The sequence below is a fragment of the Rhizobium phaseoli genome, assembly GCF_001664385.1.
Taxonomy (GTDB): Bacteria; Pseudomonadota; Alphaproteobacteria; order Rhizobiales; family Rhizobiaceae; genus Rhizobium; species Rhizobium phaseoli.
In genome coordinates this window covers 62,811-87,051 of record NZ_CP013533.1, presented here as the reverse complement: position 1 = coordinate 87,051, position 24,241 = coordinate 62,811, and the positions used below count along the sequence as shown (strand labels likewise).

The following is a 24,241-nucleotide window of genomic DNA, read 5'->3' as shown; positions in this document are numbered from 1 at the left end:
AGAAGTCATGGATATGTTTGCAGATCTTGCCTTCTATTTGGTGGCCATCGTCATCTTGGTCGCCATCCTCGCGTCCGCGGTTAAGATCCTGAGGGAATATGAACGCGGCGTCGTGTTCACACTTGGCCGCTTTACCGGAGTCAAGGGACCCGGCTTGATTCTGCTCATCCCCTATGTCCAGCAGATGATCCGGGTCGACTTGCGCACGCGGGTCCTCGATGTCCCCAGCCAGGACGTCATCTCACATGACAATGTCTCGGTTCGAGTCAGCGCGGTGATCTATTTCAGGGTTATTGACCCCGAGAAGTCGACAATACAGGTCGAGGATTTCATGATGGCAACAAGCCAGCTTGCCCAGACGACGTTGCGCTCCGTGCTCGGCAAGCACGACCTCGATGAAATGCTGGCGGAACGTGACAGGCTCAACTCGGATATTCAGGAAATCCTCGACTCTCAGACCGATGCTTGGGGGATTAAAGTAGCCACTGTCGAGATCAAACATGTCGACATCAACGAGTCGATGATTCGTGCGATTGCTCGCCAAGCGGAGGCCGAACGCGAACGTCGCGCAAAAGTGATCAATGCCGAGGGCGAACAGCAAGCTGCAGCGAAGCTGCTGGAAGCGGCCGAAATTCTGGCCAGGCAGCCGGAGGCGATGCAACTTCGTTACCTGAGCACTTTGAACGTCATCGCCAGCGAGAAGACTTCGACGATCTTATTCCCCTTCCCGATGGAGCTCGGGAATCTAATGGCCATCAGGCCGAAGTCATCGAACGGCACTGGCGTTGATGATTGATCCAGGCTTGGACGTCAAAGCTGGAGCAAAATCAGGCCATGCCCCAGCGGGTAGATCTGGCGGAACGCCTCCGCCCCTGGTCTTGGCCAGCTCGGCTCAAATATGCAAAGCGCTTCCCAGAGCTTTCAGCGCCGCCTCCATCACCGCTTCACTGCGGGTCGGATGCGCGTGGATGGTGCCGGCGATATCTTCCAGGCGCGCACCCATCTCGATCGCCAGCGCAAAAGCCGCCGAGAGTTCGGAGACACCTGCCCCCACCGCCTGCAAGCCGAGCACGAGGTTGGTGTCGGCACGGGCGACGACGCGCACGAAGCCCTCCTCCGAGACCATGGTCATCGCCCGGCCGTTGGCGCTGAACGGAAACTGGCCGGTGCGGATTTCGTAGCCTTGCGCCTGCGCTTCCGCCGGCGAGAGACCGGCGCTGACGATCTCGGGATCGGTGAAGCAGATGGCGGGAATGCAGCGCTTGTCCCAGGCCCGCTTCTTGCCGGCGATGATTTCCGCCACCATCTCCCCTTGCGCCATGGCCCGGTGGGCCAACATCGGCTCGCCGGTCACGTCGCCGATCGCATAGATGCCGCGCATGGAGGTGCGGCAGCGATCATCGATCCTCAGATAAGGACCGGCGCGATCGAGATCGAGCTCCTCGAGACCGGATCCCGCTGTTCGCGGGCGGCGACCGACGGTGACGAGGATGCGGTCGGCCGGCAGGCTCTCTCGCCGGCCATCGGAGGTTTCGACAAGCAACGCCTCACCATTGTCCGCAAGGCCCATCGCCTTCGCGCCCGTCAGCACCCGGATCCCGCTTTCGGTCAGCTTGCGCAGGACGGGCCGCACCAGCTCGGCGTCATAGAGCGGCAGCACCTGTTGCGTCGCCTCGACGACCGTCACTTCCGATCCCATTTTGGCGAACGCCGTGCCGAGTTCCAGCCCGATATAGCCGCCGCCGACCACAACAAGCTTCTTCGGCAGCACCGTCAGCGACAGCGCATCCGTCGAGGAAATGACGCGGCCGCCGAAGGGCAGGCTGGAAAGCTCCACCGGATCGGAACCGGTGGCGATGACCACGGTCTCGGCGCGGATGATCTGCTGGCCGGTTTCCGTCTCGACCTCCACCGTCTTGCCGTCGCGAAAGTGAGCCCGGCCATGGACGATCTTGACCCGGGCCTTCTGTAACAGCCCCGAGACGCCGCCCGTCAGCCGGCCGACGATGCCGTCCTTCCAGGCAATCGTCCTGGCAAGATCGATCGAGGCGCCTTCGACGCGAATGCCCATCGGATTTTTGCCGGCGAGCATCTTCTGCGTCGCGGCGAATTCCTCAGCCGCATGGATCAAAGCCTTGGAGGGAATGCAGCCGACCGTCAGGCAGGTGCCGCCGGGCTTGCCGGCCTCGACAATGACCGTATCGATGCCGAGCTGCCCGGCACGGATGGCGCAGACATAACCGCCTGGGCCGGCGCCAATGACGAGGAGCTTGCAGACAATCTCTTTCATGGATCAGCCTTCGATGAAAATGAGCGCCGGGGTTTCGAGGAGCGTACGGATGCGCTGGACGAAGGTCGCCGCATCCCAGCCGTCGATAATGCGATGATCGAAGCTGGAGGAGAGGTTCATCATCTTGCGCGGCACGAACTGCGCGCCGTCCCAGACCGGGCGCGTGGCGATCTTGTTGACGCCGATGATCGCCACCTCGGGATGATTGATGACGGGCGTCGAGACGATGCCGCCGAGCGCCCCGAGCGAGCTGATGGTGATGGTCGAGCCGGAAAGCTCGTCGCGCGTCGCCGTGCCCGAGCGCGCCGCTTCCGCCAACCGGACCATCTCGGCGGCGCAATCCCAGATGCCGCGGGCTTCCGTATGCCGTACGACGGGCACGGTCAGCCCGGCCGGGGTTTGCGTGGCAATGCCGATATGCACGGCACTATGACGCGTGATGATGCCGGCATCGTCGTCGAAGGTGGCGTTGACTTCAGGCTGCTCGGAAATCGCTTTGACCAGCGCCCGCATCAGGAAGGGCAGCACCGTCAGCTTCGGATGATCCGGCCGGCGGTCGCTGTTCATGGTGGCGCGCAACTCCTCAAGCGCGGTCATGTCAACTTCCTCCACATAGGTGATGTGGGGAATGCGCGAGGTGGACAGCACCATCTTCTCGGCGATGCGGCGGCGCAGGCCGGTCAGCTTGATCTCCTCGGTCGCCGTCTTTCTGGCGAGACCATTCTTTACCGTTGCGGGCGCTGCTCCCTGAGACAGAAACTGCTCGACATCCTCGCGCAGGATGCGTCCGGCAGGTCCCGTGCCCTGCACTTGCCGGAGATCGACGCCGTTTTCCCTGGCGAAAAGCCGCACGGACGGCGCGGCGAGCGGCCTTTCAGCCGGTGGCAATGCGTGAGCCGGCGCAGGCGGCGCGACCGGAGCAGGCCGCACAGCTTCGACCTTGGCCGGTTCGGCAACCGGCGCCTGCGAGATCTGCATAGGCGGAGCCTCACCAACATCGCCCGCCGTTTCGATCCGCACCAGCGGCGCCTTGACCGCGATCCGGTCTCCGATCTCGCCGGCGAGCCAGATGACGGTGCCGCTGACGGGTGAGGGAATTTCGACCGTGGCCTTGTCGGTCATGACGGCGGCGATCACCATGTCCTCGCGGACCGGATCTCCTGCCTTCACGTGCCATTCCACAAGCTCGGCCTCGGCGACCCCTTCGCCGACATCCGGCATCTTGATGATGAATTCGCCCACGGCTCAGGCCTCCATGACTTCGGCAAGCGCCCGCCCGACCCGGCCGGGACCGGGAAAATAGTCCCATTCCTGCGCATGCGGATAGGGCGTGTCCCAGCCGGCGACACGCACCACAGGCGCTTCGAGATGATAGAAGCAATGTTCCTGCACCAGCGACACGACCTCGGCGCCGAAGCCCGACGTCAGGGTCGCCTCATGCACGACAACACAGCGCCCGGTCTTGGTGACCGATTTGACGATCGTATCGAGATCGAGCGGCAGCAGGCTTCTTAGATCGATCACCTCGGCATCGATGCCGGCATCCTCGGCCGCGGCAAGCGCCACATGCACCATCGTGCCATAAGCAACCACGGTCACCGCAGACCCCGTGCGCCGGACTTCGGCCTTGCCGATCGGAATCGTGTAATGGCCGTCAGGCACCTCGCCGAGGTCGTGTTTCGACCAGGGTGTCACCGGCCGTTCGTGATGGCCGTCGAAGGGGCCGTTATAAAGCCGCTTCGGCTCCAGGAACATGACCGGGTCGGGGTCCTCGATCGCCGCGATCAGCAGCCCCTTGGCGTCGTAAGGGTTGGAGGGAACGATTACCTTCAGCCCGCAGACATGGGTGAAAAGGGCTTCCGGGCTCTGGCTGTGCGTCTGGCCGCCGAAGATGCCGCCGCCGGTCGGCATACGCACGACGATCGGGCAGGTGAAATCGCCGTTGGAGCGGTAGCGGATGCGCGCCGCCTCCTGCGTCAGCTGGTCATAGGCGGGATACATGTAATCGGCGAACTGGATTTCGACGCAGGGCTTCAGCCCGTAGGCGGCCATGCCGATCGCCGTGCCGACGATGCCGGATTCGCTGATCGGCGTATCGAAGCAGCGCGTCCTGCCATACTTTGCCTGCAGGCCCTGCGTCGAGCGGAAGACGCCGCCGAAATAGCCGACATCCTCGCCGAAGACGACCACATTGTCGTCGCGCGCCATCGAGACGTCCATGGCGCTGCGCACGGCTTCGATCATCGTCATTCTCGCCATGTCAGTACCCCGCCTTCTGCCGCTGGCGGCGGATATGCGGCGGCATCTCGGCATAGACACCTTCGAAAATGTCGCGCACCGAAGGCTTGCCGCCGGCATGCAGCGTGCCGTGCGTCTCCGCCTGGCGCTGCGCTTCGATCACCTCGTCCATGATTTCGGCTTCCGCCTGCACATGCCGCTCCTCCGACCATACGCCCTTGACGATCAGATGTTTCTTCAGCCGCAGCACCGGATCGCCGAGCGGCCAGGCTTCCGATTCCGTCTTCGGCCGATAGGCGCTCGGATCGTCGGAGGTCGAATGCGCGCCGACGCGGTAGGTGACATGTTCGATCAGCGTCGGCCCGAGATTGCGCCGGGCGCGTTCGGCCGCCCAGCGGGAGACCGCGTGGACAGCGAGATAATCGTTGCCGTCGACCCTGAGCGCCGGAATGCCGAAGCCGAGGCCACGGGCGGCGAAGGTGCCCGAACCGCCGCGCGCAATGCCCTGGAAGGTGGAGATCGCCCATTGATTGTTGACGATGTTGAGGATCACAGGGGCCTTGTAGGTCGAGGCGAAGACGAGGGCCGAATGGAAGTCGGATTCCGCCGTCGATCCGTCGCCGATCCAGGCAGCGGCGATGCGGCTGTCGTTCTTGATCGCCGAGGCCATCGCCCAGCCGACGGCCTGCACATATTGGGTGGCGAGATTGCCCGAGATGGTGAAGAAGCCGTGTTCCTTGGAGGAATACATGATCGGCAGCTGCCGGCCGTGCAGCGGATCGCTCTCGTTCGAATAGATCTGGTTCATCATCTCGACCATCGGATAGTCGTCGGCGATCAAAAGGCCCGCCTGGCGATAGGTCGGAAAGTTCATGTCGCCCTTGGTGAGCGCCTTGCGGAAGGCACAGCTGACCGCCTCTTCGCCGAGGTGCTGCATGTAGAAGGAGGTCTTGCCCTGGCGCTGCGCCATCAGCATGCGGGCATCGAAAGCACGCAGCTTCATCATGTTGCGAAGCCCGGTCAGCAGTTCCTCATCGGACAGCGACCCCGCCCAGGGGCCGACCGCCTCGCCATCACGGTTCAAGACACGGATGATCGAATAGGCGAGATCGCGGATATCCTCGGATGCGACATCGACCTCCGGCCGCGGCACGGCACCGGCCTTGGCGATCTTGACGTTGGAAAAATCGGGCTGGCCGCCCGGACGGACGGCGGGTTCGGGGACGTGCAGGCTCAAACGAGCGGAATCCACCATGTCTTTTCTTTCCTCCCTTTGCCGGCTGTGCGTCCCTCCCCGGAAGCAGGGCCGGTATGGTTCTTATAGATTGCGAGCGATCACCATGCGCTGCACGTCGCTCGTTCCCTCATAGATCTGGCAGATGCGCACATCGCGATAGATGCGCTCGACCGGATAATCGGCCATGTAGCCGTAGCCTCCATGGATCTGGATGGCATCGGAGCAGACGCGCTCGGCCATCTCGGAGGCAAAGAGCTTTGCCATCGAGGCTTCAGACAGGCAGGGCATTTCGGCCTCCCGAAGGGCGGCGGCATGAAAGACGAGCTGGCGTGCTGCCTCGATCCGTACCGCCATATCGGCAAGACGGAAGGCGACGGCCTGGTGCTCGAAGATCGGCTTGCCGAAGGCCGTGCGCTCTTTGGCATAATCGCGCGCCGCCTCGAAGGCCGCCCGCGCCATGCCGACCGCCTGCGCGGCAATGCCGATCCGTCCGCCTTCGAGATTGGCGAGCGCGATGCGGTAACCTTCGCCTTCTGCCCCGAGCCTCAATTCTGCAGGGATGCGCATCGTGTTGAAAGCGATCTGGCAGGTATCGGTGGAATGCAGCCCGAGCTTTTCCTCGACTCGGATCACCTCGTAGCCCGGCGTGTCCGTCGGCACGATGAAGGCGGTGATACCCTTCTTGCCGGCGTCGGGATCAGTGACGGCAAAGACGATGATGACATTGCCGTTCTTGCCCGACGTGATGAACTGCTTGGCGCCGTCGATCACATAGTGGTCGCCGTCGCGCCGCGCCCGGGTCTTCAGGTTCGAGGCGTCGGAACCCGCCTGCGGCTCTGTGAGCGCGAAGCCGCCGATCCATTCGCCGCTCGCCAGTTTCGGCAGGAAGCGCTGCCGCTGCTCCTCGCTGCCGAATTTCAGGATCGGCACGCAGCCGACGGAGCTATGCACGCTCATGATCGTCGAACAGGGTCCGTCGCCGGCGGCAATCTCCTCAAGGGCTGCCGCATAGGCCACGACGCCCGTATCCGAGCCGCCATAGGCCTCCGGCACCAGCATGCCGAGCAGGCCGAGCTCGCCCATCTCCTTCAGTTCCTCGCGCGGGAAGAGATGTTCCCGGTCGCGCTTGGCCGCCCCCGGCGCCAGCCGGTCGCGGGCAAAGTCGCGGGCAAGATCCGAAATCTGCTGCTGAAGTTCGGAAAGGATCATGTGGCTCCTCCCCTCTAGTGCCGCTCGATGGCGACGGCCGTCGCCTCGCCGCCGCCGATGCAGAGCGCTGCCATGCCGCGCTTGAGGTCATAGCGCGCGAGCGCCGAAAGCAGCGTCACCAGGATTCGGGCGCCCGACGCGCCGATCGGATGGCCGAGCGCACAGGCGCCGCCATGGACGTTCACCTTTTCATGCGGCAAGTCGAGATCGCGCATCGCCGCCATGGCGACGACGGCGAATGCCTCGTTGATTTCGAAGAGATCGACGTCGGAAAGCGCCAGGCCGGTCCGGTCGGAGAGCTTCTGCAGCGCGCCGATCGGCGCAGTGGCGAAAAGATTGGGTGCCTGCGAATGGGTGGCGTGGCCGAGGATCGTGGCGAGCGGCGTCAGGCCGCGACGCTCGGCCTGCGAGCGGCGCATCAGCACCAAGGCTGCCGCACCGTCGGAGATCGAGCTGGAATTGGCCGCAGTCACCGTGCCGCCGTCGCGGAAGGCGGGCTTCAACGTCGGGATCTTGTCGAGCTTGGCCTTGCCAGGCTGTTCGTCGCGGCTTGCCACGTGCTCGGCTTTGCCCGATTTGACCGTGACCGGCACAATCTCGCTTTCGAAACTGCCCTCCGCAATCGCCTTCTGCGCCCGCGTCAGGGAGGCGATGGCGTAGTTGTCCTGCGCCTCACGCGTGAACTGATAGGCCTCGGCGCAATCCTCCGCGAAGCTGCCCATCAAGCGCCCCTTGTCATAAGCATCCTCCAGCCCGTCGAGGAACATATGATCCACGACACGCCCATGGCCGAGCCTGTAGCCGCCGCGGGCCCTGTCAAGGAGATAGGGCGCATTGGTCATGCTTTCCATGCCGCCGGCGACGGCCACGACGGCACTGCCGGCGGCTATCAGATCGTGCGCCATCATCACCGCCTTCATGCCAGAGCCGCACATTTTGTTGACAGTGCTGGCGCCGGTTGAAAACGGCAGGCCGGCATGGATGGCCGCCTGGCGTGCCGGCGCCTGCCCCTGCCCCGCGGGCAGCACGCAGCCGAAGACGACTTCCTCGATCGCCTCGGGCTCGACGCGACTGCGCTCAAGTGCCGCGCGGATCGCCGTTGCACCAAGCTCGGGTGCGGCCGCCTCCTTCAGCTCTCCCTGAAAGCTGCCGATCGGGGTGCGTGCCGCACCGGTGATGACGATAGGGTCCTGCAATGCCATCTTTCCTCCTTGGGCGACGCTCACCGCGCCCCCATCCGCAATGCGCCGTCGAGGCGGATGACCTCGCCGTTCAGCATGTTGTTTTCAAAGATGTGGCGCACCAGCCCGGCAAATTCCGCCGGCCGGCCGAGCCGCGGCGGAAAGGGCACGCTCTGACCGAGTGCGGTCTGCACCTCGGCCGGCATATCGGCCATCATCGGCGTCTCGAAGATACCGGGCGCAATCGACACGACCCGGATGCCGTGCCGGGCGAGTTCACGGGCGATCGGCAAGGTCATCGCCGCCACCCCGCCCTTGGAGGCGGCATAGGCCGCCTGGCCGATCTGGCCGTCGAAGGCGGCAACCGAAGCCGTATTGACGATGACGCCGCGTTCGCCTTCGGCATCGGGCTCCATGTTCCGGATTGCGCCTGCGGCAAGCCGGATCATGTTGAAGGTGCCGATGAGATTGATGCCGAGCGTGCGCGCAAAACTCTCCAGCCGATGCGGCCCGTCGCGGCCGATCACCTTTTCGGCCGGCGCGACACCGGCGCAATTGACCAGACCGCGCAGACCGCCGAAGGCTTCGACCGCAGCGGCAACAACCGTCGCTCCTTCCTCGCCATCGCTGACATCAGTCTTGACGAAGCGAACCCCGCTGCCGAATTCCCGGGCAATCTCTTCGCCCGCTCCCGCATTGAGGTCGGCGATCGTCACGCGCCCGCCGGCCTCGACAATCGCGCGCACCGTGGCCGCGCCCAGGCCTGAGCCGCCGCCGGTGACGATGAAACTTGCTCCTGGGATCAGCATGAATTCCGGTTCTCCCTGCCGGCAGGCGCCCTCCTCCAGACGCAACCGGCAGCAGCGATTCTATTCGCTCCACCTATTGCAAGCGATGACAGAACTGCTCCATAATTTCGGCCAGTTTTGCCATAGTGAGGATTGCCGTGGCCGAGATCGATCGACGGATGATTGCGCCGGGTTTTGTGGAGGAGGCGCTGGACAGCTTGCGTCGGCTCGGCAAACCGACGGAGCCGATCCTTGCACAGGTCGGCCTGCCTTCCCTAGTTGAACGTCCGGTTTCAGCCGAGACCTACGGCGCGCTCTGGCTGGCAATCGCTGCGGAACTCGACGACGAATTTTTCGGCATGGGTGCCCGCCCGATGCGCAGCGGCAGCTTCACGCTGCTCTGCCATTGCGTGCTGCACGCGCCGACGCTCGGTCATGCGCTGCGCCGGGCGCTGCGCTTCCTCGATGTAGTGCTCGACGATCCCAGGGGGCAGCTCTTCATCCGCGATGGTCTTGCCGAAGTCGAGCTCAGGGATGCCGGCGGCCCGCGTTCGGCCTTCGCCTATCGAACCTACTGGATCATCCTGCACGGCATCATCTGTTGGCTGGTCGGGCGGCGCATTCCGATTCGCCTCGTCGATTTCCGCTGCGCCGAACCCAAGCAAGGGGCCGACTACCGGCTCTTCTTCGGCGCGCCGGTGCGCTTCTCGCAATCGATCAGCCGGCTCGGCTTTGACAGCACCATGCTCAACCTGCCGATTTCGCGCAGCGAACAGGCGCTGAAGCAGTTCCTGCGCGGTGCGCCCGCCAATATTCTGGTGCGCTACCGCTATGACGCCGGCATCGCCGCTGCCGTCCGCCGGCGCTTGAACCAGGCCACGCCGGCTGCCTGGATTAGTTTTGCAACTCTTGCCGCCGATATGCGCATGCCCTCCTCCACACTCCGCCACCGCCTGCACGACGAGGGACAAAGCTATGCCGCCATCAAGGACGACATCCGCCGCGATCTGGCTGTCGAGCTTTTGCTGAACTCAACGAAGACAATCGGCGAGATCGCCGTGCTGCTCGGCTATTCCGAACCCAGCGCCTTCTTCCGGGCCTTCCGCAAATGGATGGGCAAGAGCCCGGAGACGTTCCGGCGAGAGGAAGCGGGGGAGCAAGGCCCGACGCCATCTGCATAACGTCGAATGGGAGGACCCTCACCTGCATCAAAATCATGGGCACTTTGAACCTTTCGCAACCCGCGCTACATATTTTAGCGGGAGGAGTGCCATGTTTGATTTTTCGCTTGGCGAAACCGCGGATGCGATCCGCGACACGACGGCGCGGTTTGCTGCCGATCATATTGCTCCGCTGGCCGCGGAGATCGACGAAAGCAACACGTTTCCGCGCCAGCTCTGGCCCCGGATGGGCGCACTCGGCCTGCATGGGATCACCGTCGAGGAGGAATTCGGTGGCGCCGGTCTCGGTTACCTCGAGCATGTCGTCGCCATGGAGGAGGTTTCGCGCGCTTCGGCCTCCGTCGGCCTGAGTTATGGCGCCCATTCCAATCTCTGCGTCAACCAGATCCGCCGCTGGGCTTCGCCGGAACAGAAGCGCCGCTATCTGCCGAAGCTGATCTCCGGGGAACATGTCGGCTCGCTTGCCATGTCTGAGGCTGGCGCTGGGTCCGACGTCGTGTCCATGCGGTTGCGGGCCGAGCGCAAGGGCGACCGCTACATTCTGAACGGCACCAAATTCTGGATCACCAATGCGCCGCATGCCGATGTGCTCGTCGTCTATGCCAAGACCGATCCCGCCGCTGGCGCGAAAGGTATTTCCGCGCTCATCATCGAGAAGGGAATGCCCGGCTTCAGCGTTTCCAAGAAGCTCTCCAAGCTCGGCATGCGCGGCAGCGATACGGCCGAGCTGGTCTTTGAGGATTGCGAGGTGCCGGCCGAGGCGCTGATGGGCCGGGAAGGCGAAGGCGTGAGGATCCTGATGTCCGGCCTCGATTATGAGCGCGCCGTGCTTGCCGCCGGCCCGCTCGGCATCATGCAGGCCTGCCTCGATGTCGTGCTGCCCTATGTGCGCGATCGCAAGCAGTTCGGCAAGCCGATCGGCGATTTCCAGCTGATGCAGGCCAAGATCGCCGACATGTATGTCGCGCTGAATTCGGCGCGCGCCTATGTCTATTCCGTCGCCCGCGCCTGCGACGCCGGCCGCACGACCCGCACCGACGCCGCCGCCGCGATCCTTTTTGCCAGCGAGAACGCCGTGAAAGTGTCGCTGGAGGCGATCCAGGCGCTCGGCGGCGCCGGCTATACCAAGGACTGGCCGGTCGAGCGCTTACTGCGCGACGCCAAGCTCTACGACATCGGCGCCGGCACCAACGAGATCCGCCGCTACCTGATCGGCCGGGAGCTCATTGCGTCATGACGGTGATTTCGACCGCGATCGATCGCGAGAGCGAGAGCTTCAAAGCCAATGCCATCAAGAACAAGGCACTTATTGACGAGCTCCACGCCCGTTCGGCGAAGGCGCGCGAGGGCGGGCCGCAAACGGCGCGTGAGCGCCACACGGCCAAGAGCAAGCTCCTGCCGCGCGACCGCATCCAACTGCTCATCGATGCCGGCAGTCCCTTTCTGGAGATCGGCATGCTGGCGGCCAACGGCATGTATGGCGGCGAGGCGCCGGGCGCCGGCATCATATCGGGCATCGGCCGCGTTTGCGGCCGCGAGGTGATGATCGTCGCCAATGATGCGACGGTAAAGGGCGGCGCCTATTTTCCGATGACGGTGAAGAAACATCTCAGGGCACAGGAAATCGCCCTGCAGAACCGGCTGCCTTGCCTCTATCTCGTCGATAGCGGCGGCGCCAATCTGCCGCACCAGGCCGAGGTCTTTCCCGACCGCGACCATTTCGGCGCGATCTTCTACAACCAGGCGCAGATGTCGGCCGAAGGCATTCCGCAGATCGCCTGCGTCATGGGAAGCTGCACCGCCGGGGGTGCCTATGTTCCCGCCATGTCCGACGAAACGGTGATCGTGCGCAATCAGGGCACGATCTTCCTGGCCGGCCCGCCGCTGGTCAAGGCTGCGACCGGCGAAATCATTTCGGCCGAAGAGCTCGGCGGCGCCGAAACCCATGGCCGCCGCTCCGGCGTCGTCGATCATGTCGCGGAAAATGACGAACATGCGCTGCTTCTGGTGCGCGATATCGTCGCCAGCCTCAACAGCGTGAAGTCGGTCGATATCGATATTCAGTCCCCCCGGCCGCCGAAGCTCGACGTCGAGGACCTTCACGGCATCATTCCCGAGGACGTGCGCTCGCCCTATGACGTACGCGAGGTGATCGGCCGCATCGTCGACGGCTCGGAACTGCATGAATTCAAGCCGCTCTACGGCACCACGCTCATCTGCGGCTTCGCCCGCATCTGGGGCATGCCAGTTGCCGTCATCGCCAATAACGGCGTGCTCTTTTCCGAAAGTGCGCTGAAGGGCGCGCATTTCATCGAGCTCGCCTGCCAGCGCCGCACGCCGCTGCTCTTCCTGCAGAATATTTCCGGCTTCATGGTCGGCGGCCGTTATGAGGCCGGCGGCATCGCCAAGGACGGAGCCAAGCTGGTGACGGCGGTTGCGACCGCCACCGTGCCGAAAGTGACCGTCATCATCGGCGGCAGCTTCGGCGCCGGCAATTACGGCATGTGCGGGCGCGCCTATCGCCCGCGCTTCCTCTTCACCTGGCCGAACAGCCGCATCAGCGTCATGGGCGGCGAACAGGCGGCTTCCGTGCTCGCCACCATCCGCCGCGACGCGATGGAAGCGCGCGGTGAGGATTGGCCGGCCGCCGAGGAAGAGGCCTTCAAGGCGCCGATCCGCGCCGGCTACGAGGCGGAGGGCAACCCTTATTATGCCACCGCCCGCCTCTGGGACGACGGCATCATCGACCCGCGCCAGACGCGCGACGTGCTGGGCCTTGCCTTTTCCGCCTGCCTGAATGCGCCGATCCCGAAAGGGCCGCGCTTCGGCCTGTTCAGGATGTGAGGCGCGCTATGATGGAAAGTCTTCTCATTGCCAACCGGGGCGAAATCGCCCGCCGCATCATCCGCACGGCAAAGACGCTCGGCATCCGCACCATCGCCGTCTATTCCGAAGCCGATGCCGGCCTGCCTTTCGTGCGGGAAGCGGACGAGGCGATCGCCATCGGCCCGCCGCCGGCGCGCGAAAGCTACCTTTCCGAGGCACGCATCCTGGAGGCTGCCCGAAAGTCAGGTGCTGCCGCCATCCATCCCGGTTACGGATTCCTGTCGGAAAATGCCGAATTCGCCGAAGCGGTGGAAAAGGCCGGCATGATCTGGGTCGGCGCGCCGCCGACCGCCATCCGCGCCATGGGGCTTAAGGATGCCGCCAAGGAATTGATGCAGGCGGCGGGCGTCCCCGTCACCCCCGGCTATCTCGGGCCGGACCAGAGCGAGGCAAGGCTGACGGCCGAGGCCGATGCCATCGGCTATCCCGTGCTCATCAAGGCCGTTGCCGGCGGCGGCGGCAAGGGCATGCGCCGCGTCGACCGGCGTGAGGATTTCGCCGAAGGTCTCGCCTCCTGCCGCCGCGAGGCGGCCGCTTCTTTCAGCGACGACCGCGTTCTGATCGAACGGTATATCGCCAATCCGCGCCACATCGAGGTGCAGGTCTTCGCCGACAAATCAGGCAATTGCGTTCATCTCTTCGAACGCGACTGTTCGCTGCAGCGCCGCCACCAGAAGGTCATCGAGGAGGCCCCGGCCCCCGGTCTCGATGCCGCCGCCCGCGCGGCAATCTGCGATGCGGCGGTGAAGGCCGCAAGAGCGGTCAACTATGTCGGCGCCGGCACGATTGAATTCATCGCCGACGCCTCCGCAGGGCTCAATCCCGACCGCATCTGGTTCATGGAGATGAACACGCGCCTGCAGGTGGAACACCCGGTCACCGAGGCAATCACCGGCGAGGATCTGGTGCTCTGGCAGCTGAAGGTCGCTGCCGGCGAACCCTTACCGAAAAGCCAGGACGAGATTTCCATGAACGGCTGGGCCTTCGAAGCCCGGCTCTATGCCGAAAATCCCTCTGCCGGCTATCTGCCCTCGACCGGCCGGCTCGATCATCTCAAGCTGCCGGAGACGGTCCGCGTCGACAGCGGCGTCGATCAGGGCAATGAGATCACCGCCTTCTACGACCCGATGATCGCCAAGATCATCGCGCATGGGCCGAACCGCCAAGCCGCCCTTTCGAAGCTCGCCGCCTCCTGCGCCGGCGTCGAGGTCTGGCCGGTCAAATCCAATGCCGGTCTTCTCGCCCGCATCGCCACTGATCCGGATTTTCGCGCCGCGCGGATCGATACCGGCTTCCTCGACCGCCACGGCGAAAGCCTTGTCGCGAGTGGACCTGATGAAACCGTCATCGACAAGGCAGCGACGGCACTTTCGAAGGGCACGATTGGCGATCCCTGGTCCGCACTGACCGGCTTCCGTATCGCCGGGCCCAGCGACAGCCGCGTGCGTGTGCGCATCGACGGTCACCTCCATTGGGGAAGGGCCCGCGGCGACCTCGAAGCGAATGCCGTCGAGATGGACGAGGCGACGGTACTTTTCGATGCGGGCAATGCCTGGCCGATCGGCTTGCCCCACGCAGGCGAGGTAGAGGCAAATCACGGCGTGGGCGACGGCGCCATTCTTTCGCCGATGCCGGGCCTCGTCATTTCGGTCGACGTCACTGAGGGCGATCGCGTGGCCAAGGGGGACCGCCTGCTGACGGTCGAAGCGATGAAGATGGAACATACGCTGCGGGCGCCCTTCGACGGCATTGTCGGAAAACTGCAGGTCTCTCCCGGCGTCAGGGTCTCGGAAAACCAGCTGGTCGTCAGCGTCATGAAGGGAGAGGAATGATGGCCGGCCGTTATTTCGATGAGTGGACGGTCGGCGACCGCATCGCCCATGACATCCGCCGCACGGTCACCGAGACCGACAACCTGCTCTTTACGACGCTCTCCCACAATCCGCAGCCGCTGCATCTCGATGCCGACTATGCGGCCGGCACCGAATTCGGCCGGATCGTCGTCAACGGCACCTTCACCTTCGCGCTCACCGTCGGCCTCTCGGTCGGCGATACCACGCTCGGCACGCTCGTCGCCAATCTCGGCTATGACAAGGTGACGATGCCGAAGCCGGTCTTCATCGGCGATACGCTCAGGGTGGAAACCGAGGTGTCGGAACTGCGCCGCTCGAACTCCCGCCCCGATGCCGGCATCGTCACCTTCCGGCACGTCACCCTGAACCAGCGCGACGAGATCGTCTGTCAGTGCCTGCGCACCGCCATGCTGAAGGGGAAGCCATCATGAGGCTGCGCTCGCTGCTCTTTGTGCCCGGCGATCGGCCGGAGCGTTTCGACAAAGCCCTCGCCTCGGGCGCCGATGCCGTCATTCTCGATCTGGAAGATTCCGTCGCGCCTGCCAACAAGCCAAAGGCCCGCGACAGCGTGCACACCTTCATGCAGCGCCATGCCGGCGAGACCAAGCTCCTCATCCGCATCAATCCCCTCGCCTCGCCGGAATGCGAGGCCGACCTCGCCGCCCTGAGCGGGCTCCAGCCTTTCGCGCTCATGCTGCCGAAGGCCGAGGGCGCCACTTCCGTGCGGAAGCTTGCAAGCGCTCTCGCATCGGCCCTTCCCATCCTGCCGATCGCGACCGAAACGCCATCGGCGATCTTCGAGATCGGCAGCTATCGCGAGGTCTCGGACAAGCTCTGCGGCCTGACCTGGGGCGCCGAGGATCTGCCGGCCGCGATCGGGGCTGCGACCGCGCGCAGAACGGACGGCCGCTATACGCCGCCCTACGAGCTTGCCCGCTCGCTGACGCTCTTTGCAGCCCATGCCGCAGCCATTCCGGCAATCGATACCGTCTATCCCGATTTTCGCGATCTCAATGGTCTGCGGGCCTATGTCGGCCGCGCCCGGCGCGACGGCTTCTCCGGCATGATGGCCATCCATCCGAGCCAGGTGGAAACGATCAATCACGCCTTCACGCCGGATGCCGCCGAGATCGCCTGGGCGGAGAAGGTCACCGCCGCCTTTGCCGCCCAGCCCGATGCGGGTGTCATCCAGGTGGACGGACGCATGCTTGATTTGCCGCATCTGAAGCTCGCGACCCGCATTCTGGAGAGCGCCGGACGATAGAGTGCAGATTAGCCCGACTTTGCGGTTGGTTTGGCGGCGACATGCTCCGGCTCGAGGTAGCCGGCACCGATAGCGACGTAGAGATCCACATAGTCCTTGGCGACCTGCTGGACGGTGGCGGCAAGGCTTGCCTCAGCGTCGGAGACCGAACGCTGCGCGTCGAGGACATCGAGCAGCGACGAGGCGCCATCCTTATAGCTTACGGTCGAAAGCGCGAGTGATTCCTGCGCCGTCTCTACCTGCCGGCGCAGCGGCTCCAGCGTCTGCGTGTCGCGACGAACAGCCGTCAGCGCGTTTTCGACTTCCTCGACGCCGTTCAACACCGCTGCTTTCCAGGCGAGATATTGGGTCTTCGCATCGGATTTTTCAATATCGACATTCGCCCGCAACGTGCCGCCGTCGAAGATCGGCAGGTTGAGCGATGGTCCGAACGACCAGCTGGTCAGACTTCCGCCGCTGGCGCCCGACGCTTTGACCCAGCTCGGCGAGATCGAACCGGAGAGCGAGATCGACGGATAGAGCTGGGCTTCGGCCGCGCCGATATCGGCAACGGCGGCCGCCAGTTCGCGTTCGGCCTTGCGAATATCGGGACGGTTGCGGATGAGGTCCGCCGGAATACCGGCGCGAATGTCGCCGCGGAAGACCGGCTGGCCCGCACTCTTCTGCAGCTCCCCCATCAGCGAAGATGCCGGCATCCCGATGAGCGTGGCGATATGGTGGGCCGATTCCGTGAAGCTCTGCTGGAGGCCGGGAATTTCCGACTTCGTCGACTGCACCAGGCCCTCGGCCTGAACGACATCGAGGCGGGAGGCCGCACCAGCTTTCAACTGCAGCTGCGTGAGTTCATACGTCTGCTGGCGGGATTTCAAACTCGCCTGCGACAGCGCGATGCGCTCCTGGTAATAGCGGGCGTCGATATAGCTCTCGACAAGGTCCTTGAGGAAGGTGAGCTTGGCATTGTCGGCCGTTGCAGAGGCGGCCCCGAGCGAGGCGATTGCACTTTCCCTGGAGCGACGATACTGGCCGAAGATGTCGAGCAGCCACGACAGGCTGGCATCGCCGCCTGATGTGTTGGTGGTGCCGACGCTCGTGCGCAGCCGGCCCTTCTCGCCGGAGACCGTATGCGATGCGCCGACGGTCAGACTCGGCAGGCCGCCGGCGCCGGCGACAGTGACGTTGGCAGAGGCCGAATTGATGTTTTCGAGCGCCTGCAGCACGTCGAGGTTCTCGCGGAAGCCATGGGTCACCAGTCCGTCGAGCCGCTTGTCACCATAGGCCGTCCACCACTCGGCCGTCACGACATTGCCGTTGCTCGTGCTACCGCCCGCTTCGAATTTGGCGGGCAGCGGCATTTGCGGGGGAACGTGATCCGGGCCGCTGACGCAGCCGGCCAGCAGAATTGTCAGGAGCGATGCGGCGTAGCGGAGGGATGATAGTCTTGTGCGAAGCGACGTACTCACGGGCGAGCCTCTTGAACCGGGATCGTGGGTTCAGGCTTAGCGGCACCAGCGTTAATGGCGGTTAAGAAACTGTAAAGTTAGGTAAAATCCGGCACCGCCCCGTCGAGCGATGCTGATCAGCTTTCACCGCCGGCCGCACCATAAGGCATCGGCCGCCTCGGAAGCTCGAGCGTGATCGCCAGACCGCCGGCTTCCGGCAGCGAGGCATGCACGCGCCCGCCGTGACGCTCGATCGCCTGCCTGGCGATAGCAAGGCCGAGACCATATCCGCCGCGCGGCATGGCATCCTTGCCGCGGGAAAACGGCTGGAAGATCCGTTCGAGCTCATCCCGCCCGACGCCTGGCCCCTGATCGGTGACGCAGATCCTGAGGCGATCGGCCACCGTCTCGCAGGATACGGCCACACGCGAATGCTCGGCGGTATATTTGACGGCGTTGCGGACAACGTTTTCGAGCGCCCTGTAGATCAGTTCGCCTTCCACCTCGGCACGGAAGATGCCATCGACGCTCGCCGTGATCGCGACCTCGCGCGCCTGGGCTTCGAATGCCGCGTCGCCCAAGATTTCGTTGAGGAGCTCGATGATGTCGAGGGTCTGCGTCTTCAGCGGCCGGCCGGATCCCGCCGTCAGCCTGGCAAGGGTCAGAACCTCGCCCACCAGCGTGTCGAGCCGTTCGACCTCCCTGTCCATACGGTCCAGCATGGCGCCCAGTTTAGCCGGGTTCTGCCGGAGCACGCCGACGGCTGCCTGCAGGCGGGACAAAGGCGAACGCAGCTCATGGGAGACGTCATGGAACAGCCTCTGCTGCGCATCCTGAAGCTCCTGAAGCCGGGCGGCGCTCGCATCGAAATCATAGGCAAGGGCGGTCACTTCATCCTTTCGCCCGGCCATCTTGTCGCCGATGCGAAAGTCGAAACGACCATGGGCGAGCGCGCTCAGGCCGTCGCGCAGATGCACGACGGGACGAATGAGGTATCGCGCCAGTGCGCCCGCCGCGATCGTGCTGGCGACCAGGATGGTGAGCCACGGTAGGAATGGGCCAAGGCTGTCGAAGGTGGAACCTGCCGGAGCCGACACGGAAAGCCGATAGCAGCTCCCATCCTTCGTCACGGATCGGGTGGTGACCGTGTTCTTCTCGGCGCAGGCATCGGCGTCGTCAGGCTTCGACAGCATCAGGCCGAGCGGTTGCGTCTTTTCGCTTGTGGTCACGAAGCGCAGAGCGGCGGCTTCGCCGTCCTCAATCAGAATATTTGCAGTCAGGTTCAACACGAGCGTCCGCCGCTCATGTTCCAGTTCGCTTGCAAAGGGAACCGCCTGAAGCAGTTTGACGATAAGGATAATGGCAGCAAGGCTTGCCGCCAGAGTCAGCCAGATGATCCTGAAGAACTTCCAGAAAAGCCGGGGCATGGTCAATCCACGAGAAGTTGATAGCCCTGGCCGCGGACGGACTGGATCCAGGATTGTCCGTCCTCCCGCAGCCCGAGCTTCTGGCGAACGCTGCTGATATGGACGTCGATGCGGCGGTCGAACGGCGTGAGCGGTTTTCCGAAGGCCCGCTTCGAAATCTCCTGCTTCGACACCAGCTGGCCGGCGCTGCGGGCGAGGACTTCGAGCAGACTGAATTCGGTGCCGGTCAGCTCCAGGGCCTCGCCGCGCCATTCGGCGCTTCTGCTGCCGGAATGGATCACCAGCTGCCCTGCCCTGATCGTATCGGTCGATACCCCAGCCGCCGGCTGGCCCGCACGGCGCAGGATGGCGCGCAGCCTCGCCGCCAGTTCACCCGGAGAGCATGGTTTCGGGACGTAGTCATCCGCGCCGAGATTGAGGCCCGATATCCTGTCGACGTCATCGCCCCTTGCCGTCAGCATCAGGACGGGGACCTGGCTCAGCTTCCTGATCCGCTGCAGCACCTCGATCCCGTTCATCCGCGGCATCATGATGTCGAGCACGATGATATCGACCGTATTGCCTGCGGCCGCGGCAATGGCGGCGCGGCCATCCGTATCCGTTACGACGTCATATCCTTCTTCGACCAGATACTCCTGCAGAAGCGTCGTCAGCTCGGCATCGTCGTCGATGAGGAGAACCTTGTTCATTCACGTTATCCGTCTCTAATCCCGGCAAGCCATACAGCACAACACGCTCACCCGGCCAAGTTTTACCTAACTTAACACTAACTTGACCGCGCTTAACGTTCGCCCCGTTACTTATCCTACCATGACATGGATGCGCGCCAGGACCGGCCGCCTCGACATGAGCGGCAGTCCTTCGTCGCGTTCGCGCAGATCGCAAAGGCCACCCATGCCTTTGACCACAAGGAATGTTTTGTTGAGAAACCCATCCCGAATACTTGCCGCTGCGCTTGTCGCGGCAGCTCTTGTCTCCCCCGTGCGTTCTGCCATGGCGGAACAGGCCGCTGCAACGGCTCTCACCGTCTCTCTGACGGCGCCGATGCAACGGGACTGGCCGGAGACCGTTCCCGCGAGCGGATGGCTGAAACCCTGGCAGGAAGCGGTCATCGCCTCCGAAACGAGCGGCCTACGGATCACCGATGTCCTGGTCGACGTCGGCTGCGTGGTCACGAAGGGACAGACGCTCGTCCGGCTTTCCCGGGAAAGCGTGCTCGCCGATCTTCGCAAGCAGGAGGCGGCCGTCGAGAACGCCAAGGCAAGTCTTTCGAAGGCCAAGGCCAATGCCGACCGGGCGCGGCAGCTGCGTCCTTCCGGCGCGCTCTCCGACGAGAAGATCGTCGAATACCTGGCCGACGAGCAGACGGCGACGGCAAGCCTTGCATCTGAAGAGGCCGCACTCGACAGCGAAAAGATCAAGCTTGCGCAGACCACGATCACGGCCGTCGACGACGGCCTCATAACCTCTCGTTCCGCCGATCTCGGCGCCGTCGTCTCCGCCGGCACGGAGCTGTTCCGCATGGTCCGCCAGCAGCGTGTCGAATGGCAGGCCGAGATTTCCGCGCGCTATCTCTTGCGTATTTCTGAAGGCTTGAGCGTCAAGATCAACGGGCCGGACGGCCAGGTCATCGATGGCAAGGTGAGGCTTGTCGGGCCTTCGGTCAGCACCGACACCAGCCGGGCAATCGTCTATGTCGCACTTCCCGCCGATGCCCGTCCGCGCACCGGCCTCTATGTCACCGGCAACATCGAATTGCAGACCTCTCCGGCGCTGACCGTACCCGAGACGGCGATCGTGTTCCGGGACGGGATCAGCTACCTCTTCACATCAGGCGACGATCAGCGGGTGCAAAGGGTCAGGGTGGAAACGGGCCGCCGCAACAATGGCGAGGTGGAAATCGTCTCCGGCATCGACCGCTCGTCGAAGGTGGTGACCTCGGGCGGCGCCTTCCTGTCGGACAATGACCTCGTGAAGATTGCGGAGAAAAACTGATGAACTTCTCATCCTGGTCGATTCGCAATCCCGTACCGGCGATATTGCTGTTTGTGATGCTGACCGTCGGCGGACTGTTGGCCTTCAAGCAGCTGCCGATCCAGAACTTCCCCGATATGGACCTTCCGACGATCAACGTCACTGCCACGCTCGAAGGCGCCGCACCGACGCAGCTCGAAACCGAGGTCGCCCGCAAGATCGAGGACAGTCTCGCGTCGCTCGGCTATCTCGACCACGTCACCACGACCATTACGGATGGTACGGTCTCGATCAAGGTTTCCTTCAAGCTGGAAAAAGACAGCGAAACGGCCCTGAACGAAGTCCGCAATGCCGTCGACAGCGTCAAGGGCGACCTGCCGGCGCAGATGGAACCACCCAGCGTCAGCAAGGTCACGGTGCAGAGCTCCCCTTTGGTCACCTATGCCGTCCGCTCGACCGCTCTCAACGAGACGGAACTTTCCTGGTTCGTCGACAATGATCTGACCAAGGCGCTGCTGTCGGTATCCGGCGTCGGGCAAGTCAACCGCATCGGCGGGATCGATCGCGAGGTTCATGTGGATCTCGATCCCGCGACGATGGCGTCGCTGGGCGTCACCGCGGCCACCGTGTCGTCGCAACTGAAGGCGGTGCAGACGGATACGTCAGGCGGCCTCGGCGAAATCGGCGGCACCCGCCAGACCTTGCGCACGCTCGGCGCCCTGCCCTCGGTCGAGGCGCTGAAGGGGCTCAAAATTCCTTTGGCGAACGGCCAGCAGGTTCGCCTCGATGACGTGGCATCCGTCACCGACAGCTTCGCCGAGCGCTCCTCGATGGCTTATCTCGACGGCAAGCCGGTGATCGCGGTCGAGATCAAGCGTTCGAACGGATTTTCCGACAGCGGTGTTGCCGCCGACGTCGACAAGGCGATCAAACAGTTCGCCGCCAAGCATTCCAACGTTGAGATCGACGAGGCTTACAGCACGATCGGACCGATCATCGGCAATTACGATGGTTCGATGCACATGCTCTACGAAGGTGCGATCCTGGCGATCATCGTCGTCTGGCTTTTCCTGCGGGACTGGCGGGCGACGATCCTGTCGGCCGTGGCGCTGCCCTTGTCTGTCATACCGACCTTCCTTGTCATGTATTTCGCCGGCTTCAGCCTGAATATCGTCACGCTGCTTGCGCTGTCGCTGGTGGTCGGCATCCTCGTCGACGATGCCATCGTCGAGATCGAGAACATCGCCCGCCACTTGCAGATGGGCAAACGGCCGATCGATGCCGCCCTCGAAGCGGCCAACGAGATCGGGCTTGCCGTTATCGCAACCACCTTCACGCTGGTCTCGGTCTTCCTGCCGACGGCCTTCATGAGCGGCATACCGGGCCTCATTTTCCGCCAGTTCGGCATCACCGCTGCCGTCGCCGTCCTCGCCTCGCTCGTGGTCGCGCGCCTGCTGACGCCGATGATGGCCGCCTATTTCATGAAGGCCCATCCGACCGAGGAGAAGGATGGCCGGATCATGCGTGCCTATATATCAATCGTGAAGGCTGCCATGAACCGCAGGAAGACGACCGTGGCCGTCACCGCCGTCGTCGTGGCGCTGTCGCTTGCGACCATCCCGCTGCTGAAATCGGGCTTCCTGCCCGCGTCCGACGACGCGCGAACCCAGATCACCCTCACCATGCAGCCGGGCGCCACCATCGAGCAGACGGATGCCACGGCCAGGAAGGCCGCGGATATTATCGGCAAGCTTCCCGACGTCACGCATGTCTTTTCCGCCGTCGGTTCGACCTCCTCGGGCGGCGGCCCCGACGCCAGCACCACGAGCGATGTCGGATCGGCGACAATCGTTGCCGTGCTGCCGCCCATCGACGAGCGCGACCGCAAGCAATCGGAAATCGAAAACGATATCCGACAGGCGCTTTCCGTCCTCCCCGGCGTGCGTGTGGAGGTCGGCGGCGGCGGCAATGGCACGAAGCTCGAGATCACACTCGCAAGCGACGATGCTAACGTGCTCGACAGCGCCAGCACGGCGCTTGAGGAACAGCTCCGCTCGCTGCAGGGCATCGGCGCGGTGACATCGACCGCGGCCCGGCAGGCGCCCGAGATCCAGATCACGCCCGATTTTGCACGCAGCGCCGCGCTCGGGGTCACGTCGAGCGCTATCGCCGAGGCTGCGCGCGTGGCGACGAACGGCGAATATTCCTCCGATCTGCCGAAGCTCAACCTGCCTCAGCGGCAAATCCCCATCGTCGTCCGCTTCTCGCCCGAGACGCGCACCAATCTGGACGACATCAAGAACATGCGGGTGGCCGGAACGAACGGCAACGTCGATCTCGGATCGATTGCCGATGTAAGGATCGGCGGCAGCCCCTCCGAGATCGACCGCATCGACCGGATGCGCAATGTCACCCTTTCCGTCGAACTCAACGGCCGCATCCTCGGCGACGTCAACCGCGAAGCACAGGCGCTGCCAGCTCTCCAGCACCTGCCGGCGGGTGTCACCCTGGTCAACCAGGGCGAACTTCAGCGCAGTTCGGAGCTGTTCCAGAGTTTTGCTCTTGCTATGGCAATCGGCGTCTTCTGCATCTACGCGGTTCTCGTCGTACTCTTCCACGATTTTCTGCAGCCACTCACGCTTCTGACGGCTCTGCCGCTCTCGCTCGGCGGCGCGCTGCTGCCGCTCGTGCTCACCGGAACGAGCTTCTCCATGCCTGCGGTCATCGGCCTGCTGATGCTGATGGGCGTGGTGACCAAGAATTCCATCCTGCTCATCGAATATGCGATCATGTCGCGTCAGCGGGGCATGACCAGATTCGACGCCTTGGTGGATGCCTGCCACAAGCGCGCGCGGCCGATCGTCATGACCACCATCGCCATGGCCTCGGGCATGCTGCCGGCCGCGCTCAGCCTGATGGGCGGCGATTCGAGCTTCCGCCAGCCGATGGCGATCGTGGTCATCGGCGGCGTGGTGATGTCGACCCTGCTCAGCCTGATCGTCATCCCCGTCATCTTCACCTTCGTCGACGATCTCGAACAGATCCTCATACGGGCCCTGCGCCGGATCGGGCTGGCCGAGGACCCTGCCGGGGGTAAACCGCATGCGTCCAACGATCACGCTGCGATCGCCTTCCAGCCCGAGCAATCACGGCGGGGGCACGGTCAGAGATAATCTTCGCCGCCCTCCAGTCAGCAGCCGGTGACGGCAACTTCTTCGGTCGCATTCCCTCCCCCACGGGAACAAGACCGCGGGACGTGTTCCCCCGCAGGCGG

Annotated in this window: 19 protein-coding genes; 9 read left to right on the top strand and 10 right to left on the bottom strand. The window is 64.0% G+C overall.

Annotated features, from left to right (window positions below):
* The first annotated feature begins 7 nt into the window (after positions 1 to 7).
* Positions 8 to 796 (top strand): slipin family protein, encoded by a 789-nt coding sequence (locus AMC88_RS22090; RefSeq protein WP_010014952.1) that lies wholly within the window; start codon positions 8 to 10, stop codon positions 794 to 796.
* A 96-nt stretch (positions 797 to 892) separates the two neighbouring features.
* On the opposite strand, the gene lpdA is transcribed toward AMC88_RS22090, so the two are convergent.
* The 7 genes from lpdA to AMC88_RS22055 all read right to left on the bottom strand — a co-directional run bounded on the left by lpdA (position 893) and on the right by AMC88_RS22055 (position 8,964).
* Entirely contained in the window at positions 893 to 2,290 is a 1,398-nt protein-coding gene (lpdA, locus tag AMC88_RS22085) for a dihydrolipoyl dehydrogenase (protein WP_064825937.1), read from the bottom strand.
* Positions 2,291 to 2,293: 3 nt separating this feature from the next.
* Positions 2,294 to 3,532 carry a dihydrolipoamide acetyltransferase family protein gene (locus tag AMC88_RS22080; RefSeq protein ID WP_064825936.1) on the bottom strand — a complete coding sequence of 413 codons (1,239 nt, stop codon included), beginning with the start codon at positions 3,530 to 3,532 and terminating at the stop codon, positions 2,294 to 2,296.
* Between the two features lie 3 nt (positions 3,533 to 3,535).
* Positions 3,536 to 4,549, bottom strand: coding sequence for an alpha-ketoacid dehydrogenase subunit beta (locus AMC88_RS22075; protein ID WP_064825935.1), 1,014 nt, complete (start codon positions 4,547 to 4,549; stop codon positions 3,536 to 3,538).
* Position 4,550: 1 nt separating this feature from the next.
* Positions 4,551 to 5,783 carry a 3-methyl-2-oxobutanoate dehydrogenase (2-methylpropanoyl-transferring) subunit alpha gene (locus AMC88_RS22070; RefSeq protein WP_064825934.1) on the bottom strand — a complete coding sequence of 411 codons (1,233 nt, stop codon included), beginning with the start codon at positions 5,781 to 5,783 and terminating at the stop codon, positions 4,551 to 4,553.
* 63 nt (positions 5,784 to 5,846) lie between these two features.
* Complete coding sequence (locus AMC88_RS22065) at positions 5,847 to 6,974, bottom strand: acyl-CoA dehydrogenase family protein (RefSeq protein WP_064825933.1); 1,128 nt, start codon at positions 6,972 to 6,974, stop codon at positions 5,847 to 5,849.
* Between the two features lie 14 nt (positions 6,975 to 6,988).
* A complete protein-coding gene (locus AMC88_RS22060; protein WP_064825932.1) occupies positions 6,989 to 8,176 on the bottom strand; it encodes an acetyl-CoA C-acyltransferase in 1,188 nt (395 codons plus the stop codon).
* Positions 8,177 to 8,196: 20 nt separating this feature from the next.
* Positions 8,197 to 8,964: a 3-hydroxyacyl-CoA dehydrogenase gene (locus AMC88_RS22055; RefSeq protein ID WP_064825931.1), complete on the bottom strand. Its 768-nt coding sequence runs from the start codon at positions 8,962 to 8,964 to the stop codon at positions 8,197 to 8,199.
* 137 nt (positions 8,965 to 9,101) lie between these two features.
* Here AMC88_RS22055 and AMC88_RS22050 point away from each other — a divergent pair, with 137 nt between their 5' ends.
* The 6 genes from AMC88_RS22050 (at position 9,102) to AMC88_RS22025 (ending at position 16,127) form a co-directional block, all read left to right on the top strand.
* Positions 9,102 to 10,124, top strand: a complete 1,023-nt coding sequence (locus AMC88_RS22050) for an AraC family transcriptional regulator (RefSeq protein ID WP_064825930.1) — start codon at positions 9,102 to 9,104, stop codon at positions 10,122 to 10,124.
* 91 nt (positions 10,125 to 10,215) lie between these two features.
* On the top strand, positions 10,216 to 11,361 hold the full coding sequence (locus AMC88_RS22045) for an isovaleryl-CoA dehydrogenase (RefSeq protein ID WP_064825929.1): 1,146 nt from the start codon (positions 10,216 to 10,218) through the stop codon (positions 11,359 to 11,361).
* Positions 11,358 to 12,968 carry a carboxyl transferase domain-containing protein gene (locus AMC88_RS22040; RefSeq protein ID WP_064825928.1) on the top strand — a complete coding sequence of 537 codons (1,611 nt, stop codon included), beginning with the start codon at positions 11,358 to 11,360 and terminating at the stop codon, positions 12,966 to 12,968. Before AMC88_RS22045 ends, AMC88_RS22040 begins: the two co-directional genes overlap by 4 nt.
* An 8-nt stretch (positions 12,969 to 12,976) precedes the next feature.
* Positions 12,977 to 14,842: an acetyl/propionyl/methylcrotonyl-CoA carboxylase subunit alpha gene (locus tag AMC88_RS22035; protein WP_064830093.1), complete on the top strand. Its 1,866-nt coding sequence runs from the start codon at positions 12,977 to 12,979 to the stop codon at positions 14,840 to 14,842.
* A complete protein-coding gene (locus AMC88_RS22030; protein WP_010021499.1) occupies positions 14,842 to 15,294 on the top strand; it encodes a MaoC family dehydratase in 453 nt (150 codons plus the stop codon). The genes AMC88_RS22035 and AMC88_RS22030 overlap by 1 nt, the downstream gene beginning before the upstream one ends.
* On the top strand, positions 15,291 to 16,127 hold the full coding sequence (locus tag AMC88_RS22025; RefSeq protein ID WP_064825926.1) for an HpcH/HpaI aldolase/citrate lyase family protein: 837 nt from the start codon (positions 15,291 to 15,293) through the stop codon (positions 16,125 to 16,127). Before AMC88_RS22030 ends, AMC88_RS22025 begins: the two co-directional genes overlap by 4 nt.
* Before the next feature lie 8 nt (positions 16,128 to 16,135).
* Here AMC88_RS22025 and AMC88_RS22020 read toward each other — a convergent pair whose 3' ends face one another.
* The 3 genes from AMC88_RS22020 to AMC88_RS22010 all read right to left on the bottom strand — a co-directional run bounded on the left by AMC88_RS22020 (position 16,136) and on the right by AMC88_RS22010 (position 19,682).
* On the bottom strand, positions 16,136 to 17,587 hold the full coding sequence (locus AMC88_RS22020) for an efflux transporter outer membrane subunit (RefSeq protein WP_064825925.1): 1,452 nt from the start codon (positions 17,585 to 17,587) through the stop codon (positions 16,136 to 16,138).
* 116 nt (positions 17,588 to 17,703) lie between these two features.
* Entirely contained in the window at positions 17,704 to 18,993 is a 1,290-nt protein-coding gene (locus AMC88_RS22015) for a HAMP domain-containing sensor histidine kinase (protein ID WP_064825924.1), read from the bottom strand.
* Between the two features lie 2 nt (positions 18,994 to 18,995).
* Positions 18,996 to 19,682, bottom strand: a complete 687-nt coding sequence (locus tag AMC88_RS22010) for a response regulator (RefSeq protein WP_004675886.1) — start codon at positions 19,680 to 19,682, stop codon at positions 18,996 to 18,998.
* A 205-nt stretch (positions 19,683 to 19,887) separates the two neighbouring features.
* Here AMC88_RS22010 and AMC88_RS22005 point away from each other — a divergent pair, with 205 nt between their 5' ends.
* Positions 19,888 to 20,988, top strand: a complete 1,101-nt coding sequence (locus AMC88_RS22005) for an efflux RND transporter periplasmic adaptor subunit (RefSeq protein ID WP_170960075.1) — start codon at positions 19,888 to 19,890, stop codon at positions 20,986 to 20,988.
* Positions 20,988 to 24,140 (top strand): efflux RND transporter permease subunit, encoded by a 3,153-nt coding sequence (locus AMC88_RS22000; protein ID WP_064825922.1) that lies wholly within the window; start codon positions 20,988 to 20,990, stop codon positions 24,138 to 24,140. The genes AMC88_RS22005 and AMC88_RS22000 overlap by 1 nt, the downstream gene beginning before the upstream one ends.
* Positions 24,141 to 24,241 lie beyond the last annotated feature (101 nt).